This window comes from Candidatus Merdisoma sp. JLR.KK011 (genome assembly GCF_036941125.1).
GTDB lineage: Bacteria > Bacillota > Clostridia > Lachnospirales > Lachnospiraceae > Laedolimicola.
In genome coordinates, this window is sequence record NZ_JAYWSZ010000004.1 from 382,767 (window position 1) to 401,794 (window position 19,028).

At 50.9% G+C, this 19,028-nt stretch carries 20 protein-coding genes; 18 read left to right on the forward strand and 2 right to left on the reverse strand.

From position 1 onward, the window contains the following. The 9 genes from VV089_RS15590 (at position 1) to VV089_RS15630 (ending at position 8,894) form a co-directional block, all read left to right on the forward strand. Positions 1–786: a ParA family protein gene (locus VV089_RS15590; RefSeq protein ID WP_334336522.1), complete on the forward strand. Its 786-nt coding sequence runs from the start codon at positions 1–3 to the stop codon at positions 784–786. Further along, positions 776–1,777 (forward strand): ParB N-terminal domain-containing protein, encoded by a 1,002-nt coding sequence (locus VV089_RS15595; RefSeq protein ID WP_334336523.1) that lies wholly within the window; start codon positions 776–778, stop codon positions 1,775–1,777. The genes VV089_RS15590 and VV089_RS15595 overlap by 11 nt, the downstream gene beginning before the upstream one ends. After that, positions 1,743–2,018 carry a hypothetical protein gene (locus tag VV089_RS15600; RefSeq protein WP_334336524.1) on the forward strand — a complete coding sequence of 92 codons (276 nt, stop codon included), beginning with the start codon at positions 1,743–1,745 and terminating at the stop codon, positions 2,016–2,018. The genes VV089_RS15595 and VV089_RS15600 overlap by 35 nt, the downstream gene beginning before the upstream one ends. A gap of 264 nt (positions 2,019–2,282) precedes the next feature. Next, positions 2,283–3,932, forward strand: coding sequence for a hypothetical protein (locus VV089_RS15605; RefSeq protein WP_334336525.1), 1,650 nt, complete (start codon positions 2,283–2,285; stop codon positions 3,930–3,932). Between the two features lie 20 nt (positions 3,933–3,952). Continuing rightward, the gene (locus VV089_RS15610; RefSeq protein ID WP_334336526.1) at positions 3,953–4,345 is read left to right on the forward strand and encodes a hypothetical protein; all 393 of its coding nucleotides are present in this window, start codon (positions 3,953–3,955) and stop codon (positions 4,343–4,345) included. A 49-nt stretch (positions 4,346–4,394) separates the two neighbouring features. Next, positions 4,395–4,856 carry a very short patch repair endonuclease gene (locus VV089_RS15615; RefSeq protein ID WP_334336527.1) on the forward strand — a complete coding sequence of 154 codons (462 nt, stop codon included), beginning with the start codon at positions 4,395–4,397 and terminating at the stop codon, positions 4,854–4,856. 63 nt (positions 4,857–4,919) lie between these two features. Then, positions 4,920–6,068, forward strand: a complete 1,149-nt coding sequence (locus VV089_RS15620) for a restriction endonuclease PLD domain-containing protein (protein WP_334336528.1) — start codon at positions 4,920–4,922, stop codon at positions 6,066–6,068. Continuing rightward, positions 6,055–7,908: a Z1 domain-containing protein gene (locus VV089_RS15625; RefSeq protein ID WP_334336529.1), complete on the forward strand. Its 1,854-nt coding sequence runs from the start codon at positions 6,055–6,057 to the stop codon at positions 7,906–7,908. Before VV089_RS15620 ends, VV089_RS15625 begins: the two co-directional genes overlap by 14 nt. A 29-nt stretch (positions 7,909–7,937) precedes the next feature. After that, positions 7,938–8,894: a restriction endonuclease PLD domain-containing protein gene (locus VV089_RS15630; RefSeq protein WP_334336530.1), complete on the forward strand. Its 957-nt coding sequence runs from the start codon at positions 7,938–7,940 to the stop codon at positions 8,892–8,894. 36 nt (positions 8,895–8,930) lie between these two features. Here the strand turns inward: VV089_RS15630 and VV089_RS15635 are convergent, their stop codons facing one another. Together VV089_RS15635 and VV089_RS15640 are read right to left on the reverse strand one after the other, a co-directional pair. Beyond that, complete coding sequence (locus tag VV089_RS15635) at positions 8,931–9,995, reverse strand: DNA cytosine methyltransferase (RefSeq protein ID WP_334336531.1); 1,065 nt, start codon at positions 9,993–9,995, stop codon at positions 8,931–8,933. Continuing rightward, positions 9,985–10,344, reverse strand: a complete 360-nt coding sequence (locus VV089_RS15640; RefSeq protein WP_334336532.1) for a helix-turn-helix domain-containing protein — start codon at positions 10,342–10,344, stop codon at positions 9,985–9,987. Before VV089_RS15640 ends, VV089_RS15635 begins: the two co-directional genes overlap by 11 nt. Before the next feature lie 519 nt (positions 10,345–10,863). Between VV089_RS15640 and VV089_RS15645 the strand changes: the two genes are divergently transcribed. The 9 genes from VV089_RS15645 to VV089_RS15685 all read left to right on the forward strand — a co-directional run bounded on the left by VV089_RS15645 (position 10,864) and on the right by VV089_RS15685 (position 18,917). Continuing rightward, entirely contained in the window at positions 10,864–11,316 is a 453-nt protein-coding gene (locus tag VV089_RS15645; RefSeq protein WP_334336533.1) for a sigma-70 family RNA polymerase sigma factor, read from the forward strand. Between the two features lie 156 nt (positions 11,317–11,472). Then, a complete protein-coding gene (locus VV089_RS15650; RefSeq protein ID WP_004070906.1) occupies positions 11,473–11,631 on the forward strand; it encodes a hypothetical protein in 159 nt (52 codons plus the stop codon). A gap of 4 nt (positions 11,632–11,635) precedes the next feature. Further along, positions 11,636–12,010 carry a DUF7768 domain-containing protein gene (locus tag VV089_RS15655; protein ID WP_004070903.1) on the forward strand — a complete coding sequence of 125 codons (375 nt, stop codon included), beginning with the start codon at positions 11,636–11,638 and terminating at the stop codon, positions 12,008–12,010. Next, the gene (locus tag VV089_RS15660; protein WP_004070900.1) at positions 11,970–12,353 is read left to right on the forward strand and encodes a DUF7768 domain-containing protein; all 384 of its coding nucleotides are present in this window, start codon (positions 11,970–11,972) and stop codon (positions 12,351–12,353) included. The genes VV089_RS15655 and VV089_RS15660 overlap by 41 nt, the downstream gene beginning before the upstream one ends. Next, on the forward strand, positions 12,353–12,772 hold the full coding sequence (locus tag VV089_RS15665) for a hypothetical protein (RefSeq protein WP_334336534.1): 420 nt from the start codon (positions 12,353–12,355) through the stop codon (positions 12,770–12,772). The genes VV089_RS15660 and VV089_RS15665 overlap by 1 nt, the downstream gene beginning before the upstream one ends. 1 nt (position 12,773) lies before the next feature. Further along, a complete protein-coding gene (locus tag VV089_RS15670) occupies positions 12,774–13,907 on the forward strand; it encodes a DUF2800 domain-containing protein (protein WP_334336535.1) in 1,134 nt (377 codons plus the stop codon). Positions 13,908–13,911: 4 nt separating this feature from the next. Then, positions 13,912–14,466 (forward strand): DUF2815 family protein, encoded by a 555-nt coding sequence (locus tag VV089_RS15675; RefSeq protein WP_334336536.1) that lies wholly within the window; start codon positions 13,912–13,914, stop codon positions 14,464–14,466. A 75-nt stretch (positions 14,467–14,541) separates the two neighbouring features. Then, entirely contained in the window at positions 14,542–16,482 is a 1,941-nt protein-coding gene (locus tag VV089_RS15680) for a DNA polymerase (RefSeq protein ID WP_334336537.1), read from the forward strand. Between the two features lie 59 nt (positions 16,483–16,541). After that, a complete protein-coding gene (locus VV089_RS15685) occupies positions 16,542–18,917 on the forward strand; it encodes a virulence-associated E family protein (protein ID WP_334336538.1) in 2,376 nt (791 codons plus the stop codon). The last annotated feature ends 111 nt before the right edge of the window (positions 18,918–19,028 follow it).

Here is a 19,028-nt window from a genome sequence, read left to right on the forward strand (position 1 = left end):
ATGGGTAAGATTTATGTGATCGGTTCACAAAAAGGGGGTACGGCGAAGACAACAACTACGTTCAATCTGGCGTACTGCCTGCGGAAGATGGGGAAGAGGGTTCTGGCTGTGGATTTTGACAGCCAGGCGAATCTGACAACGTGCTTTGGTGTGGAGGATACGGGGGTTTTGGATGATACTATTGGGCATCTGATGATGGCGCAGATTGAGGATATGAAGCTGCCGTCCCCGAAGAAGTACATACGGACGAAGGACGGGGTGGACTTCATCCCATCGTCTATTTATCTGTCGGTGGTGGATGCGAAGCTGCGGCTGGAGATGGGGGCGGAAAAGATGTTGCCCGGGATTCTGGAGCCGCTGCGGGAGAAGTATGATTATATTTTGATTGATACCTGTCCGTCCCTTGGGACTTTGACAATCAATGCCCTGGCTGCTTCGGATGAAGTGATTATCACGGTGAACCCCCAGCTTCTGGCTATGATGGGGATGCAGGATTTTCTGCGGACGGTGGTGAAGATCAGGAAGCGGATCAATCCGGGGCTGGGGATTGCGGGTATCCTGATGACCATGTGCGAGCCCAGGACGAAGCTGTGCAGGGTTCTGACGGAGGAAGTGACGGAGAGCTTCCAGGAGCAGATACGGGTGTTTGAGACGAGGATTCCCAGTACGGTGAAGGTGGGGGAGAGCATTTATTACAGCCTGCCGGTGGCGGAGTACAGCCCGAAGGCGAGCGCGGGGATGGCTTATAGAAAGTTTGCAAAGGAGTTGGTTTCGTATGAAGGCTAATGGGACGAAGAGGAAGATTTTTAATGACGCTGTGGACCTTCTGGCGGGGGCGGAAGAGGTTTCCGCTCCGGAGAACGGGATCAGGATGCTGCCCATTGACAGTATCCGCCCGTTCCGGAAGCATCCTTTCCGGCTGTATGAGGGGGAGCGTCTGGAGGACATGGTGGAGAGCATTAGGGAGCATGGCGTTCTGAATCCGGTGATCGTGTGGCAGGAGGGGGACGGGTATGAGATGCTGGCCGGGCATAACAGGCAGATGGCGGGGAAGCTGGCCGGGCTGGCGGAGATTCCGGCTATCGTGAAGACGGACCTGACGGAAGAGGAAGCCTATGTCTATGTGATCGAGACCAATGTGATACAGAGGGGCTTTGCGGAGCTTCTGCCGTCCGAGAAGGCGGCTGTGCTGGCGGAGCGGTATGAGAAGGTCAGCAGTCAGGGGAGGCGGAATGACATTCTGGAAGAGATTGCCAGGCTGAATGGGCAGGACACGGCGGGGACTTGTGGACATGATGTCCACAAGTTGAAGAGCCGGGATGCCATCGGGGAAGAGTATGGGATGACCGGGAGGAATATTGCCAGGTATATGCGGGTACAGCAGTTGGAGGAACCTTTGAAGGAGCGGCTGGACGAGGGGACGCTGCCTCTGGTGGCGGCGGTGGATCTGTCTTATCTGTCGGGGAAGGAGCAGAAAGTGGTGTCCGGGCTGGCAGAGAAGGGGAAGATCAGGCTGGATGCGAAGACGGCGAAGTGCGTCAGGGGCATGGTCGGGAGTGTGACGGAGAAGAGGGTGCTGGAAACGCTTGTCGGCGGGAAAGGGAAGAAGGATTCTGCCGGAAAATCCGTCAAGTTGTCAGCGGATGTGTATGAGAGGTATTTTGCCGGTGTGAAACCTGCGGACGTGGCGGGGATTGTGGAGGAAGCGCTGGCGGCATGGTTCGGGAAGGGAGGGGATGCAGATGTTCCGAGCGGAAGAGATAGAGAAGCTGGATAAGTCTTATTTTAACATTATCCTGGCGGAGAATTATGATGTGACGATTCAGTCTAAGAATACGGGGCATATCTGGTATATCCATAATCCGGAGTATCCGGGGGAAGGGGAGTGCATTATTTTCCATAAACATAGGGCTTCCCAGCCTTATCATCAGCATGGGAGGGCAAGGAGTCTGGGGCAGGCGGTGAAGAATATTATGGGGCATGATATGTTCCAGATGAATGGGCGGAAGCAAGAATAGAGATAGTTGGATTAGGTATAAAAAGGTTCATTGGTAAAGGTAGCCAATGAACCTTTTTTACCGTTTAAAGTAGATATTTAGGAAGAAGAGGAATGTTTTTGTAAGTGAATTTTAAGGGTTGTAATTGTAAGATGGAGGCTATTTTGATATAATATATGACGAATGATAGCATAATGATTTCACATGTACAGATATTTGAGAGAAGATGATACATAATAATTTTAAGATTCTTGCTGGATTTTTCGTTTATAAGGGAGAGAATGTATGGGTGGCCAAGCGGGGATAAGAGGATATGTTTACCAAGGAATTGTTGCAATAATAAAAGCATTGGGGAAAAATGGTTGGAATAAAATATCAGTTGAATATAACTCCCCGCTTGATAAAGTTGATATTGCGTTGTTAGATGATGATGTGATTATAGAAGCAATTCAAGTAAAATCATCAATAAATCTTTTTTCAAGAGAAAATATAATAAAATGGATTGAAGACTTGTTAGCAGATGTGCCAGCATCTCAATATGAGTTGATTTTGTTAGGGACTCCGGATGAAAATGCGAATATTTTTATAAATTCAGTTGGTCAATATTATAAAGGTGAAAATACACAGAAAATGAAAAATAGTCTTAATGGCTATGAAGCTATACTGGATACAAATAAAATAATGATTAGGAGTCTGCCTTTTGATCAAGATATTTTGTTGGCGCAAGTTAGGGATATGCTTAATGAATATATTGATAAGAAAGGATTTGCTGTTAAACAATCAGTTTTGGCCAGATTAGCTGAAATGATATTAGGTGCTGATTTGCTTTTAGCAACTGCTGGACAAAGCATTAGTAGAGAACATTATGATAAGAGAATTTTTGATTGGCTTAATTTGTCTTGTGGGCAACAATTAAAGAATGATAATCAGTTTTCCTCAATAGAAGCTGTGTTTTATAGTAAAGGAAAATTTTTAAACAAAATTAAACCATTAGGTATTATAGATTTGCAAGGATATATACAATTAAAGCAAAATAATGATAGAAAAGCGAAAACAGTCATAGATGAAATGATTCAAATAGATGTAAATGCTCAAGATCAACCGATTATTATAAATGGAGAGGAATACATAAATGTTAAAGATCCTATGCCGCAAAGCAAGACGGAAGCGCAGGAATATGTAGTGGATAGCAAACTGAAAGAAAATATAATTACATATGTAAATGTGTTGTTTGGAATATGTCTTGATGAGTCCTTTTTCGATTTTGGCAGTTTGAAAAAGAAAAAAGGGTTAAACGGTATAGATGTTCTTGTGGGAACTGACAAGCAAAAGAGAAAAGAAAGGCTTATGTGGGATCTTATTAAAAGAATTTCGGAGGCCCTTGAGTATGAAAATTATATATCAGCATTCCAAGATATAAAAATATTGCCAGTTGTATTACGAAACAACGGGCGTATTAATGATAAAAAAATAATGCTTACGTTGAAGATACCAGCTAAATCTGTTAGCTTTCTTGATTTAAATATGGTGGTGAATACACTTTGTTCTCAATTTGAAATGGCAAAAGAACTGAATGACGATAATATTACAGAACTTATTTGGACACCCACAGAAGATGAAAATATAGGGTGGGAAGGGAATGGTGGTTTTTATAGTATGATTGATGCGAAAAGATATTTTAATTCGCAGTCACTGGCTATAGAAAAAGAGAAAATGCTAGAAGAATTAAAACATCAAATAGAATACGAAAAAATATATGATGCAAATGATAATGTAATAATAAAGTGGGAAATGGACGGTCTTAGACCAGAGGAGGCTCTAATGCTTAGTAAATACTTAGTATTTAAAGATATTAAGGAAAATACTGTAATTGATTATAGTATAATGTCTCAGGAAGCATCAGGGAAAATAGAAGGGAAATTATTTGTAGATTAAACAATAGGAAGGAGAGTTTTATGCCAAGAGCAGGAGACACATTTACAGTTACTTTGAAACCGTCCCATTTAGGATGGGGTACATACCGCTATACTGATACCCGTGATCCGATTTACGGGGAGGGTTATATTAAAATACCAAGGCAGTATGCAGAGCGGTTTGATATATTTAATGACAATCATCCCACGGCAAATCCTAGGTATCGCTGTGTTGCTGTAAATGGGCGTTATTCTGGCATTCTGCTTGCACAGGGCTGTAGCTGTGCAGGGGATGTTTATGCAAAGCAGTTTGCGGAAGCAGGAAATTTAAAGGGCATAGGTAATTGGTACAGAAGCGTTGGCGCACAAGTAGGCGGGAAAGTCAGGGTGACTTTTACTTCTCCTAACAGCCTTGAAATCGAGTATCTTGGATAGGTGATGGAAATAGTTAAAAGTTGTTTATATTGTGTTTGGGGCTGATGAAGTGGATAATCTTACGAAGGAACAGCGGCATAAGAATATGCGGAATATCAGATCCAGTGATACCAGCATTGAGTTGATGCTGCGCAAGGAGCTGTGGGCAAGGGGATTCCGGTATAGGAAGAATTATGCCGCCCTGCCGGGTAAGCCGGATATTGCGCTGACAAAGTATAAGATAGCGATTTTTTGTGACAGTGAATTTTTTCATGGGAAGGACTGGGAGGTTTTGAAGCCGCGTCTGGAGGCGGGAAACAATCCGGAGTATTGGAAGAAAAAGATATTGAGGAATATGGAGCGGGATGATGAGGTGAATAAGGCTCTCATGTTCATGGGCTGGACAGTGATCCGGTTTTGGGGAAAGGATATTTTAAAGAACTGCGGGGAGTGTATCCGGGTGATTGAAGAATGCATTTTTGAGTTGAACGTGCAGGGAGACAGGACGTTTTATGGGGTGGATGATGAGTGATGGTAGAAAGTGCCGGGTATGTCTGCTATAATTGCAGTGACTAATGAAAATGGAGAAGGGAAAATGCGGTTATTATATTCTAATATACTCCCGTTAAAGCTGGGAGACGGGCAGACAGCTTTTATAGATTATTTTATGGATGCTGTGCATGAGGCGGATGAAATAGATATTGCAGTGGGGTATGTGTCGAAGGCGGCTTTAAAAGAGCTGCAGGGGCTGGTTGACGAGGCCGGAGTAAAGAGGGTATGTCTGACAATCGGCATGTATTATCATGAGGGCATGCCGGAGGGTACATATAATGTAGCGGCGGCTTTGAATGAGGACTGGACTGGGCGCGGGATTGGTGAAGTGCGTCTGGTGAGGGCGTTTAAATATCATGGGAAAGTGTATGTTTTTTATAAGAATGGAAAGCCGTTTTCTGCTGTGGTTGGTTCGCATAATCTGGGGGCAGTCAAGCTGGAGGCATCCAATCTGCGCCAGTATGAATTGTCGGCGGTGACGGAGGAACCGAAGGAACTGCAGGAGATTTCTGCCCATGTCAGGGACATTATGCTTCCAAGGTGTTCGGCTAATATAGCTGATCTGCGGGATGTGCCTCTGATTCGGGAGGTCAACCGGGCGCTGGTGGATCAGGAATTTGTGTCCAAAGTTACGCCGGAGGAAGTGGATGCTTATAAGAAGAGGATGACGGATGTTTCCTTTGAGCTTCCGTTGAAAGTGCCGGAGGATGAGAATGATCAGTCTATGATGGGGTCCAATATCAATGTCTGCTATGCAAGCGGAAGAAAGCGTGTCTGGTGGGAGATTGAAATGGTGGTCAGTAAGTCTATCAGGGATCTGCCGGGCTATCCCCTGCATCAGCAGCCCTTTATGGCGGTTACGGATGACGGCTGGAAGTTCCAGGCCTGGACCTGCGGACAGAACAATAAAAATCTATATTCAAAAGACGATTTGAAGATCATGGGGCGCTGGATTAAAGGGCGCCTTGTGGCGGCCGGCCTGGTGGAGCCGGTGAACCGGGTGGAAAGTGACCTGGACGGGAAAGGCGTTATCACACATAAGATGCTGAATAAATACGGGAGGGATACGATCACGCTGACAAAGACAGATATTGTGACGAAGACGGAGGATGGTACGGAACTGGAAGTATGGATGCTGTCTTTCCTTCCGGAGAGCAGGCATCAGCAGGAGGCAGAAGATGAAATATCTTGAAACGTACTTAAAGAGGATAGAGGGGCGGGGGAATAAGCAGTTAGCTGATTCTATCCAGAAAACGGTGGATAATATCGCGCCGAAGTATTTAGAGGGTTTTTCTTTTTGTGAGCATGAGGTAGGGCTTCTCTTTGGAAATGTGCAGTCCGGAAAAACAGGGCAGATGTTCGGCGTGATTTCTGTGGCGGCAGATCTGGGGTTTCCGGTATTTTTGATTTTGACAACAGATAATGTCATACTCCAGCAGCAGACCATTGAGCGGGTGAGGGAGGACTTGGAGGGGTTCTGTATATGTGACGAATATGATTCGGAGATTTTTGCAGAAAACTGTCTGATGCAGCCGGCCATCATTGTGTTGAAGAAGAATGTAAGGACTTTGAAGCAGTGGTCTAATATTCTGGGGTCTACGGGGTTTATGAGGGGAAACCCGCTGTTCATTATTGATGATGAGGCAGATGCGGCCTCTCTGAATACGATGGTCAACAGAAACGGCAGGTCTTCTATCAACAGGTATCTGGATGATATTAAGGCGAGATCGGCGTGCAGTATTTATCTGCAGGTTACGGGGACGCCGCAGGCGCTGTTGCTGCAGACAATGTCATCAGGGTGGCATCCATATTTTGCTTATTATTTCCGGCCGGGAAACGGGTATCTTGGGGGAGACTTTTTCTTTCCGGCGGAAGGAGCCGGGGAGTGTATTTCTTATATAGATTCTTTGAGAGATCCGTTGGAAGAGGCGTTAATGCATCATCTGGTGGTATCGGGTATCATGCTGACAGCGGGAAAAGGGGTGGCAAATTTTTTAATTCATCCCAGTGTTCGGAAGGCGGTGCATGGAAAATACCAGCAGGATGTGTTTAAGGTTTTGGGGGATTTCAAGGAAAGGTGCAGGGATGACGGATTTACTGTGCAGGCCAGGCAGCGGTATGAGCAGCTGAACCCGGTTAAATTTGAGAAGAAGCCGTTTGGAGAGGTTTTGGATTTTATACAGAAACTGCTGGAAAATGATGAAATTAAGGTTCTGGTCATGAACGGAAGTTCCGATGTAGGCAGTGATGATTATGCATCGGGCTCTAATGTGATTATCGGCGGGAATACGCTTGGACGGGGTGTTACTTTTGCGGGACTGCAGACGATTTATTATACCAGAACGGCCAAGAAGCCGCAGGCAGATACGATGTGGCAGCACAGCCGTATGTTCGGCTATGACAGGGATGCCGGGCTTATGAAGGTGTTTATTGACGAGCATTTGTATAAGCTGTTTGCGGATATCAATGCAACGAATAATTCTATTATTTCCCAGGTGGAGAGGGGAACTGCGGATGTGAAGATTTATTATCCGGAGGGATTGAATCCGACAAGGAAGAATGTTCTGGATAATAAGAAACTGGCCATGATTTCAGGGGGGACAAATTATTATCCATATTCGCCAGAGAATGATACGATTGCTGACATTGACCAGCTTCTGGAGGCATTTGATGATTCACAGCCGTGTTATCAGGTGAGTCTTCGTTTGATGCAGGAGGTTTTTTCCCATATCAAGTCGGAGGATGATTTTAAAGTAAGTGTTTTCCGTTCTATTATTGATATGGTGCTTGCTGAAAAACCGGCAGGCCAGGGGGTTCTGATTGTCAGGAGGAACAGGAACGTGGCGAAGGGTACGGGTGCGCTGCTGTCTCCTAATGACTGGCAGTTAGGCGCATCTGTTACGGACAAGATTGTTCTTACTATGTATCAGATGACAGGAGAAAAAGGCTGGGGCGGAGAGAAAATATGGGTTCCGAATATCAAACTGCCGGATAAGATGGTGTATTATGATATAACAGATGACAGTGAATAATGGTATTATGTGTTTGAAAGGAAGGTGTCATGAAGTATTCAGAGCTGGCGAGAAGGGTATTGTTTGAACCGCTCCGCACGGGGGCGGACAGGCTGTGTATTTTGTCAGGGTACGCAACGCCGAACATGGCTTCGTGGCTGATAAAGAATTTGAAGGAGTTTAAATCCGGGCCTATAGATATATCTTTGATTGTGGGAATGGTTCCTTTTGACGGTCTCAGCATTGCTGTTCATGAGGGATTTAAGGAGCTGCAGAAGGAGAAGATGCCCCAGGAGGTGGCGCATTATCAGTGCAGTTATGTGTATGATTCTGCGCCGGTACATGCGAAAGTGTATGTCTGGCTTAAAGGGGATGAGCCGGTTGCGGCGTTTGCGGGTTCGGCGAATTTTACGCAGAGTGCATTTGGGGAAAAGCGCAGGGAATATATGGTGGAATGTGATGCGCTGGAAGCGTACCGGTATTACTGCAGTGTAGAAAATGATACGATATTCTGCAATCATGCCGAAGTTGAGGAATATGTGGTACTGTATCCCACGCACAGCGTTTTGGATATGGAAAATAAGCCGGTCGGCAGCCTGTCGGGTGAAAATATAGAAACGATAACGCTTTCCCTGCTTTCGGAAAACGGGGAAGTGGGGACGAAATCGGGGCTGAACTGGGGACAGAGAAGCAGGCGGAATAAGAATGAGGCGTACATACCGCTTCCTGCGCCGATGGTCCGGACGGGCTTTTTTCCGTTGAATAAACAGCATTTTACGGTTGTTACGGATGACGGCCATCAGCTGATATTGAGGGTGGAACAGCAGGGGAATAAGGCGATTACTACACCGCTTAGTAATGCACAGCTTGGGGAGTATTTCAGGAACCGGCTGGGGCTGGCGAATGGCGCTTATATTTGGAGAAGTGATCTGGAGGAATATGGACGTACAGATGTTACGTTTTATAAGTTGGATGATGAGCAGTATTATATGGATTTTTCTGTGTAGTAAAACCGGGGCTAAAGCTCCGGTTTTACTATAAGGTCATTCATTGATGTTTGGTTCAATGCTGGGGTATTCGATGCCGGCGAAACTTTTCAGGATGGCTTCAAATATGATTTTCGCCCCTTTGCATGGAACGGCCATGCCGATCTGTTTTCTGACGCTTTCTTTGCTCCCGATAAATTTATAGGTATCGGGGAAGGTCTGCAGGCGGGCGCGTTCCCGGTTTGTCAGGGCCCTGGATTCTTTCCAGTGGTAAATATGGGTTCCGCCGCCGCCGCTTCCGGTGACGGTGTATGCAGGTTTATCAGGGTCCAGCCGTTTGTATATCTGGCTGATTTTGGCGCCGTGGACATTCAGTTTCAGTTCGTCCGGCAGGTCGGCAGTAAATGCATTCTGTCCGGGAAGGATATGGTCCAGCCTTTCAATGACGGTTTTAGACTGTTTTGTCAGTTCGTTATTAAAGGCGTCTGTCGGGATGGGCGGGTCTTCTATTGCTTTCCGGCAGGTATTGTCAATGTCCGCATATGGTTCCGGAGAAGGAACATGGTATGCAACGTCAATATCTTTCCGGATGCCTACTATGATAATCCGGTGGCGGGCCTGGGGGATTCCGTATTCCTCAAATTTATATAAATGCGGGACGACAGTATATCCGCCGTGGGTTCCTGCTTTTTTCAGTTCGTCAATGATTTTGGTAAAGGCTTTTCCGTCATTGGCATTTCGGAGTCCGCCTACATTTTCTGCAACGAACCATATAGGGTTGTATATATTTAATACTTTTACTCCGTAGGAATAGAGGGGGCCGAAAACGCCGTCCATGCCTTTCTGCTCTCCTACTACGCTGTAATCATTGCACGGGAATCCAAAAGCCAGGGCGTCAATTTCCGGCAGGTTTTCCAGGTTAAATTCACGGATGTCTTTGTGGTAAACGCTCTTTGGATTGTCACTGCAGATGTTATACCGGTATGTTTCACAGGTGTCTTTGTCATAATCATTTGCCCATTGGTGAACAATTTTATAGTTGTCATCCCCGATATCGGCATTAAGGGCTCCCCATGCAATTCCGCCGGGGCCGCAGAACAGTTCTCCTAATCTATAAATCATTTCTGTCCTCTCTTTCTTTTTCATGCTGAAAAATCAAATAGTCAATTTGATTCTGTATCTGTTTTTTGTCTTCCTGGTCTAATTTTTCAATGCCTTTGAAACAGGAATCCATGTAAGAATCTACGTCTTGGGAGTCCAGATATCCTGCTTTTTGGAACAAGTCTATTAGTTTTATGTTATATAATAGAGCCAGTTTTTTTAAAGCAACGGGAGACGGATTGCGTGTGTGGCTGCATTCTAAGCGGCTTAATTGTGAAGTTGTTATGCCGGTCTCTTTTTCCACGTCTCTTGTGCTTAATTTATTTTGCTCTCTTATTGTCCTTAGATATTGTCCAAGTGTTTCTGCCATATCATCACCTCAATTTTAGATAGTATAGCACATCTGCTGCGTAAATGCAACAAAAATATGAAATTCGCTGCGATATAGCAGCGGCATAAATTGAAATAAAATTCTGTTTTACGGGAATACTTATTATACATGGTAGATTATGGAAAGTGGGATTGCGTCGTAGAAGACAGGCCCAGGGCAGATTGCATTAGTACATGAAAAGTCATGAATACGAGCGGTGCTGCCAGGAAGGAGAGACGATGCCTGACCCTTTGCTTTCATCATCCGGAAAAGGGCTGGTGAGCATACGAATAATCGCCAATGAAAAAAGCAGTGTTGTGTTTTTGAAGTTTTGTCTTGAATGTCACAGTATAGTTAAGAATCGGATCATGTTTCCGCCGGGGCGTCACCCGTGCGGAGAGATGCGTTATGAAGACCGTAAGAGGCTGGATTCCGGCTTTTTGCGGTCTTTTTTTGTGTTTGAAGGAGTGGCAGCCGGTTTTTCCTGGCTTTACCGCAGGGTAAAGGAAGGAAAGCCGTATGTCAAAACGGAGAATCAGGATTCAGTCAGGAAGGGAAGAGGTATGGATGGAGGTTACGGAGGAAGAGTATCAGCGGTATTTCCGCCCATGGTGGCGGCAGAAGAAGAGGGAGCAGAGGAACCGGGAGGCGATGGAGGAACGTGGGTATACGGAAGAGTCTTATGAGGCGTGGAGGGACGATGCGGCGGAGGATATGGGGGTTGCGGATACGGGGCAGCCGGATATGGATGATCTGCTGGAGAAGGAGATGCTGCTTGGAGTGCTGGAGGAAGCGCTGGATTCCCTGATGCCGGAAGAAAGGGAGCTGGCCCTGAAAGTGTTCGGGGAGCAGGTGCCGGTGAGCGAGTTTGCGAAGGAGCGTGGAGAGCCCAGGACAACGGTGTCTTCCCGGAAGGTTTCGGTGCTGGGGAAGCTGCGGGCGTATTTCCGGGGGAAGGGGCTGGATGTGTGAGCCGGCCGGCGGTTCGACAATAAGGGACAGGCATGTCGAATGTTTTTTGAAAAAGTTTTGAAAATTGTTCGTCACATTTGAAAAAAGTGTCATTACGGGAAGTAGAGGGGTAAGTTTTGCTGCCTTTCAAAACGGGAAGGAAGGAGGCCGGGATTTATGGAAAATTCGCAGGAACTGATCGGGATTCTGCAGGCGATCAGCATTGTGGCGAAGAGCCTTGCGGTGAAGCTGATGAAGATTGATCGGGAGATTAGGGCGTATGAGTCCGCCGGGGAAGGGACCCGGGGCAGAAGGAAAATGAAGAAAGGAAAGTGACGGTATGTCTGAAAGGAAAAAGGTGTTTATCTGCAGCCCTTTCCGTGGGGACATGGAGGGGAATGCGAGGAAGGCGGCCGGGTACTGCCGGACGGCCTGGGAAGAAGGGGTTCTGCCTGTTGCACCGCATCTGCTGTTCCCGCAGTTTCTGAATGAGGGGATTGAGGCGGAGCGGCAGGCGGGGCTTGCCATGGGGCTGGAACTGCTCCTTTGCTGTGACGAGGTGTGGGTGTTCGGGGAGGCCACGGAAGGGATGGCTTCGGAGATCGCCTTTGCCGTGGAGCAGGGGATCGGGGTGCGGTTCATGGAGCCGGAGGAACTGGAAGGAGGCGGCGCGTATGGAGATGGTGCTTGTGCTGACGCATCTGACGGGGAGTGAGGAACTGGACCGGCAGAGGGCGGAGGAATACTGCCGGTATGCGGCCCATAAGGGGAAGATACCGGTGAGCCCGTTTCTGTGTTTCCATGGCATTTTCAAGGATGAGCTTGGGAGCGCGGTGGAGGGCATCCTGGTCTCCCGGCTGATGGAGAAGGCGGACGGGATCTGGGTGTTCGGCTTTGAGAGGGGCGAGCGGCGCAGGCTGATGGAGGCAGAGGTACGGAAGATGTACGGGGAGAAGGCGCAGTATTTCAGCCATCCGGAGATTGGGAAGGAGCTGCTGGTGTGCGCTATGTATTCCGAGGAACTGATCGAGCGTTTGGAAGATATGGAGGGATTGTGATGATGGGAAATGAATTGTTGAAGATCGCGGACGGGTTTTCCATGGTGGTGGACGGGATTAGAGGGCTTGCCGGTATGGAGCGGAATGGTGCTGTTGATATGGCGGAGAAGGATGCGGGCGTGCCGGGAAGCGCAGAAGCCGTGGATACGGACGGGAATGCGGAAGCGGATTTCGGGGCGGCCGGCGCTTCGGATTCCGGGAAGGGGCAGAAGGCCGGGAAAGAGGATAAGAAGGCGGCGGATGTTAAGAAGGAGAAGGCTGTTGCCATTGAGGACGTGCGGGCGGTGATGGCGCAGAAGACCCAGGAGGGGAAATCACAGGAGATCAAGGACCTGCTGCAGAGGTACGGTGCGGTGAAGCTGTCTGCGGTGAATCCGGAGCATTACCCGGCGCTTTTGAAGGAAGCGAGGGTGCTTTGATATGGGGAGACATGCGTTATTGTCGGCGTCTTCTTCTAAGAGGTGGCTGAACTGTACGCCGTCCGCACGGCTGGAAGAACAGTTTGCGGAAGAGACGGGGAACAGCGTGTATGCGGAGGAAGGGACTGCTGCCCATGCCCTTGCGGAGCATAAGCTGAAACGGAGCCTGAAAAGGCGTTCCAAGCGTCCGGTGTCGGATTACCAGTGTGACGAGATGGAGGAATGCACGGACGGGTATGTGTCCTATGCCATGGAGCAGATGGAGCTTGCCAGGCAGGAGTGTAAGGACCCGGTGGTGCTGATTGAGCAGAGGCTGGACTATTCGGCCTATGTGCCGGAGGGGTTCGGCACGGGGGACCTGCTGATCGTGGCGGACCGGGTGCTGACGGTGGTGGACTTGAAGTATGGGAAGGGCGTTGCAGTGGACGCGGAATGGAACCCGCAGATGATGCTGTATGGCCTGGGGGCGCTGGAGCTGTTCGGGGCTATCTATGATATTGATACGGTGCGTATGACGATTTATCAGCCGCGTCTGGAATCGGTGAGTACCTGGGAGATTTCCGTACCGGAATTGATGGAGTGGGTGGAGACGGAGCTGAAGCCGAAAGCCCAGCTTGCCATCAATGGGGAAGGAGAGTTTAAGAGCGGTTCCTGGTGCCGGTTCTGCAAGGCGAAGGATACCTGCAGGGCCAGGGCGGAGGAATTTTTGAGGCTGGCGCAGATGGAGTTTAAGGCTCCGGCGCTTTTGACGGATGATGAGGTGGCGGAGGTCTTGAAGGTGGCGGACGAGCTGGCCAGGTGGTCTGCGGATGTGTATGCCTATGCCCAGGACGAGGCTGTGTCCAAGGGGAAGAAGTGGGCCGGGTTCAAGCTGGTGGAGGGCCGGAGCTACCGGAAGTATACGGACGAGGAAGAGGCGGCGGAGGCGGCTGTGGCTGCCGGGTATACGGATATTTATAAGAGGTCGCTAATCGGGATTACGGAGATGGAGAAGCTGATGGGTAAGAGGAAGTTTGCGGAGGTCCTGGGGAAGCTGGTGTATAAGCCCCAGGGGAAGATTACGCTGGTGCCAGAGTCGGATAAGAGGCAGGAAGTGTTGGCGGCGACGGCGGAGGCGGATTTTAAGGAGGAATGAATTTATGAGTAACGAAAATGTAAGTTTGACAAAAGTGATCGTACCTTGCAGGTTTTCTTATCTGCACTGCTGGGAGCCTAATGCAGTGAACGACGGGGACCCGAAGTATTCGGTGTCGGCTATCATCCCGAAGTCGGACACGGAGACCATTGGGAAGATTAAGAGGGCGATTGAGCAGGCGAAGAAGGATTCGGTTTCCAAGTGGGGCGGGAAGGTCCCGGCGAATTTGAAGCTGCCGCTCCGGGACGGGGATATTGACCGCCCGGAGGATGAGGCTTATGCGGACAGTTATTTTTTTAATGCTAACAGCAAGCAGGCGCCGCAGGTGGTGGATAAGAACGTGCAGCCGATCCTGGACCAGTCGGAGGTGTATTCCGGGTGCTATGGGCGGATCAGCGTGAATTTTTACGGGTTCAACAGCAATGGGAACCGTGGGATTGCGGCCGGGCTGGGGAATATCCAGAAGCTGCGTGACGGGGAATCCCTGGGCGGGAGGACGAGCGCGGAGGATGATTTTGACGCGGTGGAAGTGGACGAAGAGGAAGATTTCCTTGGGTAGATGTATCAGGGCGGCGGGGGACTGCCGCCCGTTTCCCAATGGGGAGAAATACAGGAGGAAGGGAGCCGTGGCGTTATGGGACGGATTTTAGAGATGGATATTGAGACGTTTTCGGATGTGGATTTGATTAAGTGCGGGGTTTACGCTTATGCGGACAGCCCTGCTTTTGAAGTCCTGCTGTTTGCCTATTCCTTTGACGGAGGGGAAACCAGGGTGATAGATCTAGCACAGGGGGAGGAACTGCCGGGGGAAGTTGCGGAGGCGGTTTTTGACGGTTCTGTGGTGAAGACGGCGTTCAATGCGAATTTTGAGCGGACGTGCCTTTCTAAGCATTTCGGGAGGTATCTTCCGCCGGATTCCTGGCACTGCAGCGCAGTCCAGGCGGCGGTGCTGGCGCTGCCCCGGTCCCTGGAGGACGTGGGCGCGGTGCTGGGACTGGACGAGCAGAAGATGAAGGAGGGGAGGGAGCTGATCCGGTATTTCTGTGTGCCGTGTAAGCCGACGAAGGCCAACGGCGGCAGGAGGCGGAACCTGCCATGCCATGCGCCGGAGAAGTGGGAGCTGTTCAAGACTTACTGCATGAGGGACGTGGATGTGGAGAAAGCCATACGGAGGAAGCTGTATAAGTTCCCGATTCCGGAGGGTGAGATGGAGCTGTACCGGCTGGACCAGAGGATCAATGACCGGGGCGTGCTGGTGGATATGGGGCTGGTGCGGCAGGCGGTTGTCTGTGAGCGTCTGCATAAGGAGGTTGTGACGAGGCGGGCGTATGAGCTTACCGGCTTGGAGAATCCCAATTCCGTGGCGCAGTTGAAGGGCTGGCTGGGGGAGAACGGGGTGGAGGCGGAGAGCCTGTCCAAGAAAGCGGTGTCGGAGATGATCAGGGAATCGGACGGGGAAGTGGAGGAACTTCTGCGGCTGCGGCTTTTGATGGCGAAGACTTCCGTGAAGAAATATGAGGCCATGGAGCGGTCTGTCTGTTCGGACGGGCGGGTGCATGGTTTGTTGCAGTTTTATGGGGCGAACCGGACCGGGAGATGGGCGGGGAGGCTGGTGCAGGTCCAGAATCTGCCCCAGAACCATATTGAGGACCTGGAGCTGGCGAGAAGGCTTGTGAGGGAGGGCAGGTTTGAGGATGTGGAAATGCTTTATGATTCCACGCCGAAAGTGCTTTCCGAACTGATACGGACGGCGTTTGTGCCGGTGCCGGGGTGCAGGTTTGTGGTGGCGGATTTTTCAGCCATTGAAGCAAGGGTGCTGGCGTGGCTTGCCGGGGAGCGGTGGAGGCTGGAGGTGTTTTCTTCCCATGGGAAGATTTATGAGGCTTCTGCGTCTGCTATGTTCCATGTCCCGATTGAGGAAGTGACAAAGGGTTCCACTCTTCGGCAGAAGGGGAAGATTGCGGAGCTTGGCTTGGGATACGGCGGGGCGGCAGGTGCGTTGGTTTCCATGGGTGCGCTGGATATGGGGCTGTCCGAGGATGATCTGCCGTCCCTGGTGGCTGCATGGCGCAGGGCGAACCCGCATATCACGCAGTTCTGGTGGGACGTGGATAAGGCGGCTGTGGAGGCTGTGACGAAGAGGGCGAAGACACGGGCAGGCAGGATTGGGTTTGAGTATCGGAGCGGGATTCTGTTTGTCATGCTGCCGTCCGGCAGGAAGCTGGCGTATGTGAAGCCCAGGATGGCGGTGAATAAGTTCGGGCGGGAGGGCCTGACTTATGAGGGGATTCTGGAAAATAAGAAGTGGGGCCGGATTGAGACCTACGGGCCGAAGCTGGTGGAGAATATCGTGCAGGGGACGGCCAGGGACCTGCTGGCGGAAGCCATGCTCCGGGTGGAGAAGAGGGGCTATCCCATTGTGATGCACTGCCATGATGAGATCATAGCGGAGGTGCCGGAGGGCAGCGGTTCTGTAGAAGAGATGTGCGAGGTGATGGCGGTGCGGCCTTCCTGGGCGGAGGGGCTGCCGCTGCGGGCGGACGGGTATGAGTGCCCGTTTTATCAGAAACAGTAGGAGGACGTTTTCATGGGGTACGGGAATGGTGCGGGAAGCGGAACAGGGGGTATGAGTGTATGAAATTATATATTTCAACGGGCAATTCGAGGATGGAGAAGCGGTGGAACGGCGGGGAGATGGAGCTGGAGGATTTTGTCCGGCGTATTTCTCGGACGATACGGACGGCGGAGACGGTGGAGCAGTACCGGAAGCTGTCCAAGGCGAGGCAGGATTCCATCAAGGACGTGGGCGGCTTTGTGATGGGGAAGTTGAAGGGCGGCAGGCGGAAGAAGGACTGTGTGGTGTTCCGGTCTGCCCTGACGCTGGATATGGACCATGCCGAGGCGGATATCCCGGAGCGGATGGAGATGTTCTTTGATTTCCGGTGCCTGATCTATTCCACGCATAAGCATACGCCGGAGAGCCCCAGGTTCCGGCTGGTGGTCCCGCTGTCCAGGAATGTGTCGCCGGACGAGTACGCGGCGGTGGCGCGGAAGGTGGCGGAGGACATCGGCATGGAGCTGTTTGACGATACCACCTATGAGCCGTCCCGCCTGATGTACTGGCCGTCCACGTCTGCGGACGGGGAGTTTGTGTTCCGGGATATCGAAGGGGAGGTCCTGGACCCGGACACGGTGCTCTCCAGGTATAGGGACTGGCGGGATTCTTCGGAGTGGCCGGTGAGCGGGCGGCAGCAGGCGGTGGTTTTGAGGGAGATGAAGAAGCAGGCGGACCCGCTTGGGAAGGAGGGCGTGGTGGGGGCGTTCTGCCGGACGTACAGCATAGAGGAAGCGGCGGAGGTGTTCCTGGCGGACGTGTATAAGCCGAGCGCCATGCAGGGGCGGTATGATTATGTACCGGCAGATTCTCAGGCGGGGGTGGTGGTTTATGAGGGGAAGTTTGCCTATTCCCACCATGCCACGGACCCGGCCTGCGGGAAGCTGATGAACGCTTTTGACATGGTGCGGATTCATAAATTCGGGGAGCTGGACGTGAGGGCTTCGGAGGATACGGAGGCTTCTAAGTTGCTGTCCTTTAAGGCTATGAGCGAGTTTGCGGTCAGTGACGAAAAGGTGAAGCTGACACTGGCAGAGGACAGGGCGCAGTCTGCCCGGAAGGAGTTTTCTTCGGAAGATGACTGGCGCAAGGGGCTGGAACTGGACCGGCAGGGGAAGGTGAAGGACACGCTGGACAATCTGGTGCTGGCGATCCGGCATGATGAGGGTCTGCAGTCCATCGCTTTTAATCTGCACCGGGACGGGATTGATGCCGGGGAGAGCCTGCCCTGGAAGCAGATCAAGCCGGGGTGGAATGATTCGGATTTTGCGTCTTTGAAAGTTTATCTGAATAAGGGTTACGGGGTGTATGCGCCCACAAAGACGAAGGATGCCTTGCTGGCTGTGGCATCGGAGCGGGCATACCATCCGGTGAAGGAGTATCTGGATGCTTTGCCGGTATGGGACGGGGTGAAGCGGATCGACACGCTGTTGACGGACTATCTGGGGGCGGAGGATTCCGCATATACAAGGGCGGTCATCCGGAAGACGCTGGCAGCGGCCGTGGCTAGGATTTACCAGCCGGGGACGAAGTTTGACAGTGTGCTTATCCTGAACGGCCCGCAGGGGATTGGGAAGTCCACACTTTTTGCAAAACTGGCAGGGGCGTGGTTTTCGGACAGCCTGACGCTTACGGACATGCGGGATAAGTCCGGGCCGGAGAAGCTGCAAGGGTATTGGATTCTGGAATTAGGGGAGCTTGCCGGAATGAAGAAGACGGATGTGGAGACGGTGAAATCTTTTTTGTCCAGGGTGGATGACAAGTACCGCGCCAGCTATGGGCTGAACGTGGAGAGCCACCCAAGGCAGTGCGTGATTGTGGGGAGCACGAATACGGAGAGCGGTTTCCTGCGTGACATTACCGGGAACCGGCGTTTCTGGCCGGTGAGGGTGAACGGGGAGAGCGTGAGGAAGCCGTGGCAGATTTCCGGGGAGGACGTGCTGCAGGTATGGGCGGAGGCGAAGGCCGTCTATGAGAGCGGGGAGCGGCTGTACCTGGAAGGGGACGTTGCGGCCATGGCTGTATCCGAGCAGGCGGAGGCTATGGAGACGGATGACCGGGAAGGGCTGGTGCGGACGTACCTTGACACGCTCCTGCCGGAGAACTGGGGCTCTATGAGTTTATATGACCGGAGGAATTTTTTGAACGGCAGCGAGTTTGGGGAGGAACGGCAGACGGGTACGGTGCGCCGGACGATGGTGTGCAACATGGAGATCTGGTGTGAGTGCTTCGGGAGGGAGTCCTCTGCGCTGAAAAAGATAGATTCCTATGAGATCAGCGGCATCATGCGGAAGATTGAGGGATGGGGAAAATATACGGAGACGAAGAACGGGATGTCCGGGTTCCCGATTTATGGGAAACAACGGGCATATGTGCGGGAACAAGACGGGAAATAGACGGAACAAGTCTGCCTGTATGGGAACAAGCCGGAACGGAACGAGCGGAACAAGAGGGAGTTTGTTCTGACGGTAGTTCCCGTACAAGGGATTCCGTAAAATCAAGGGTTG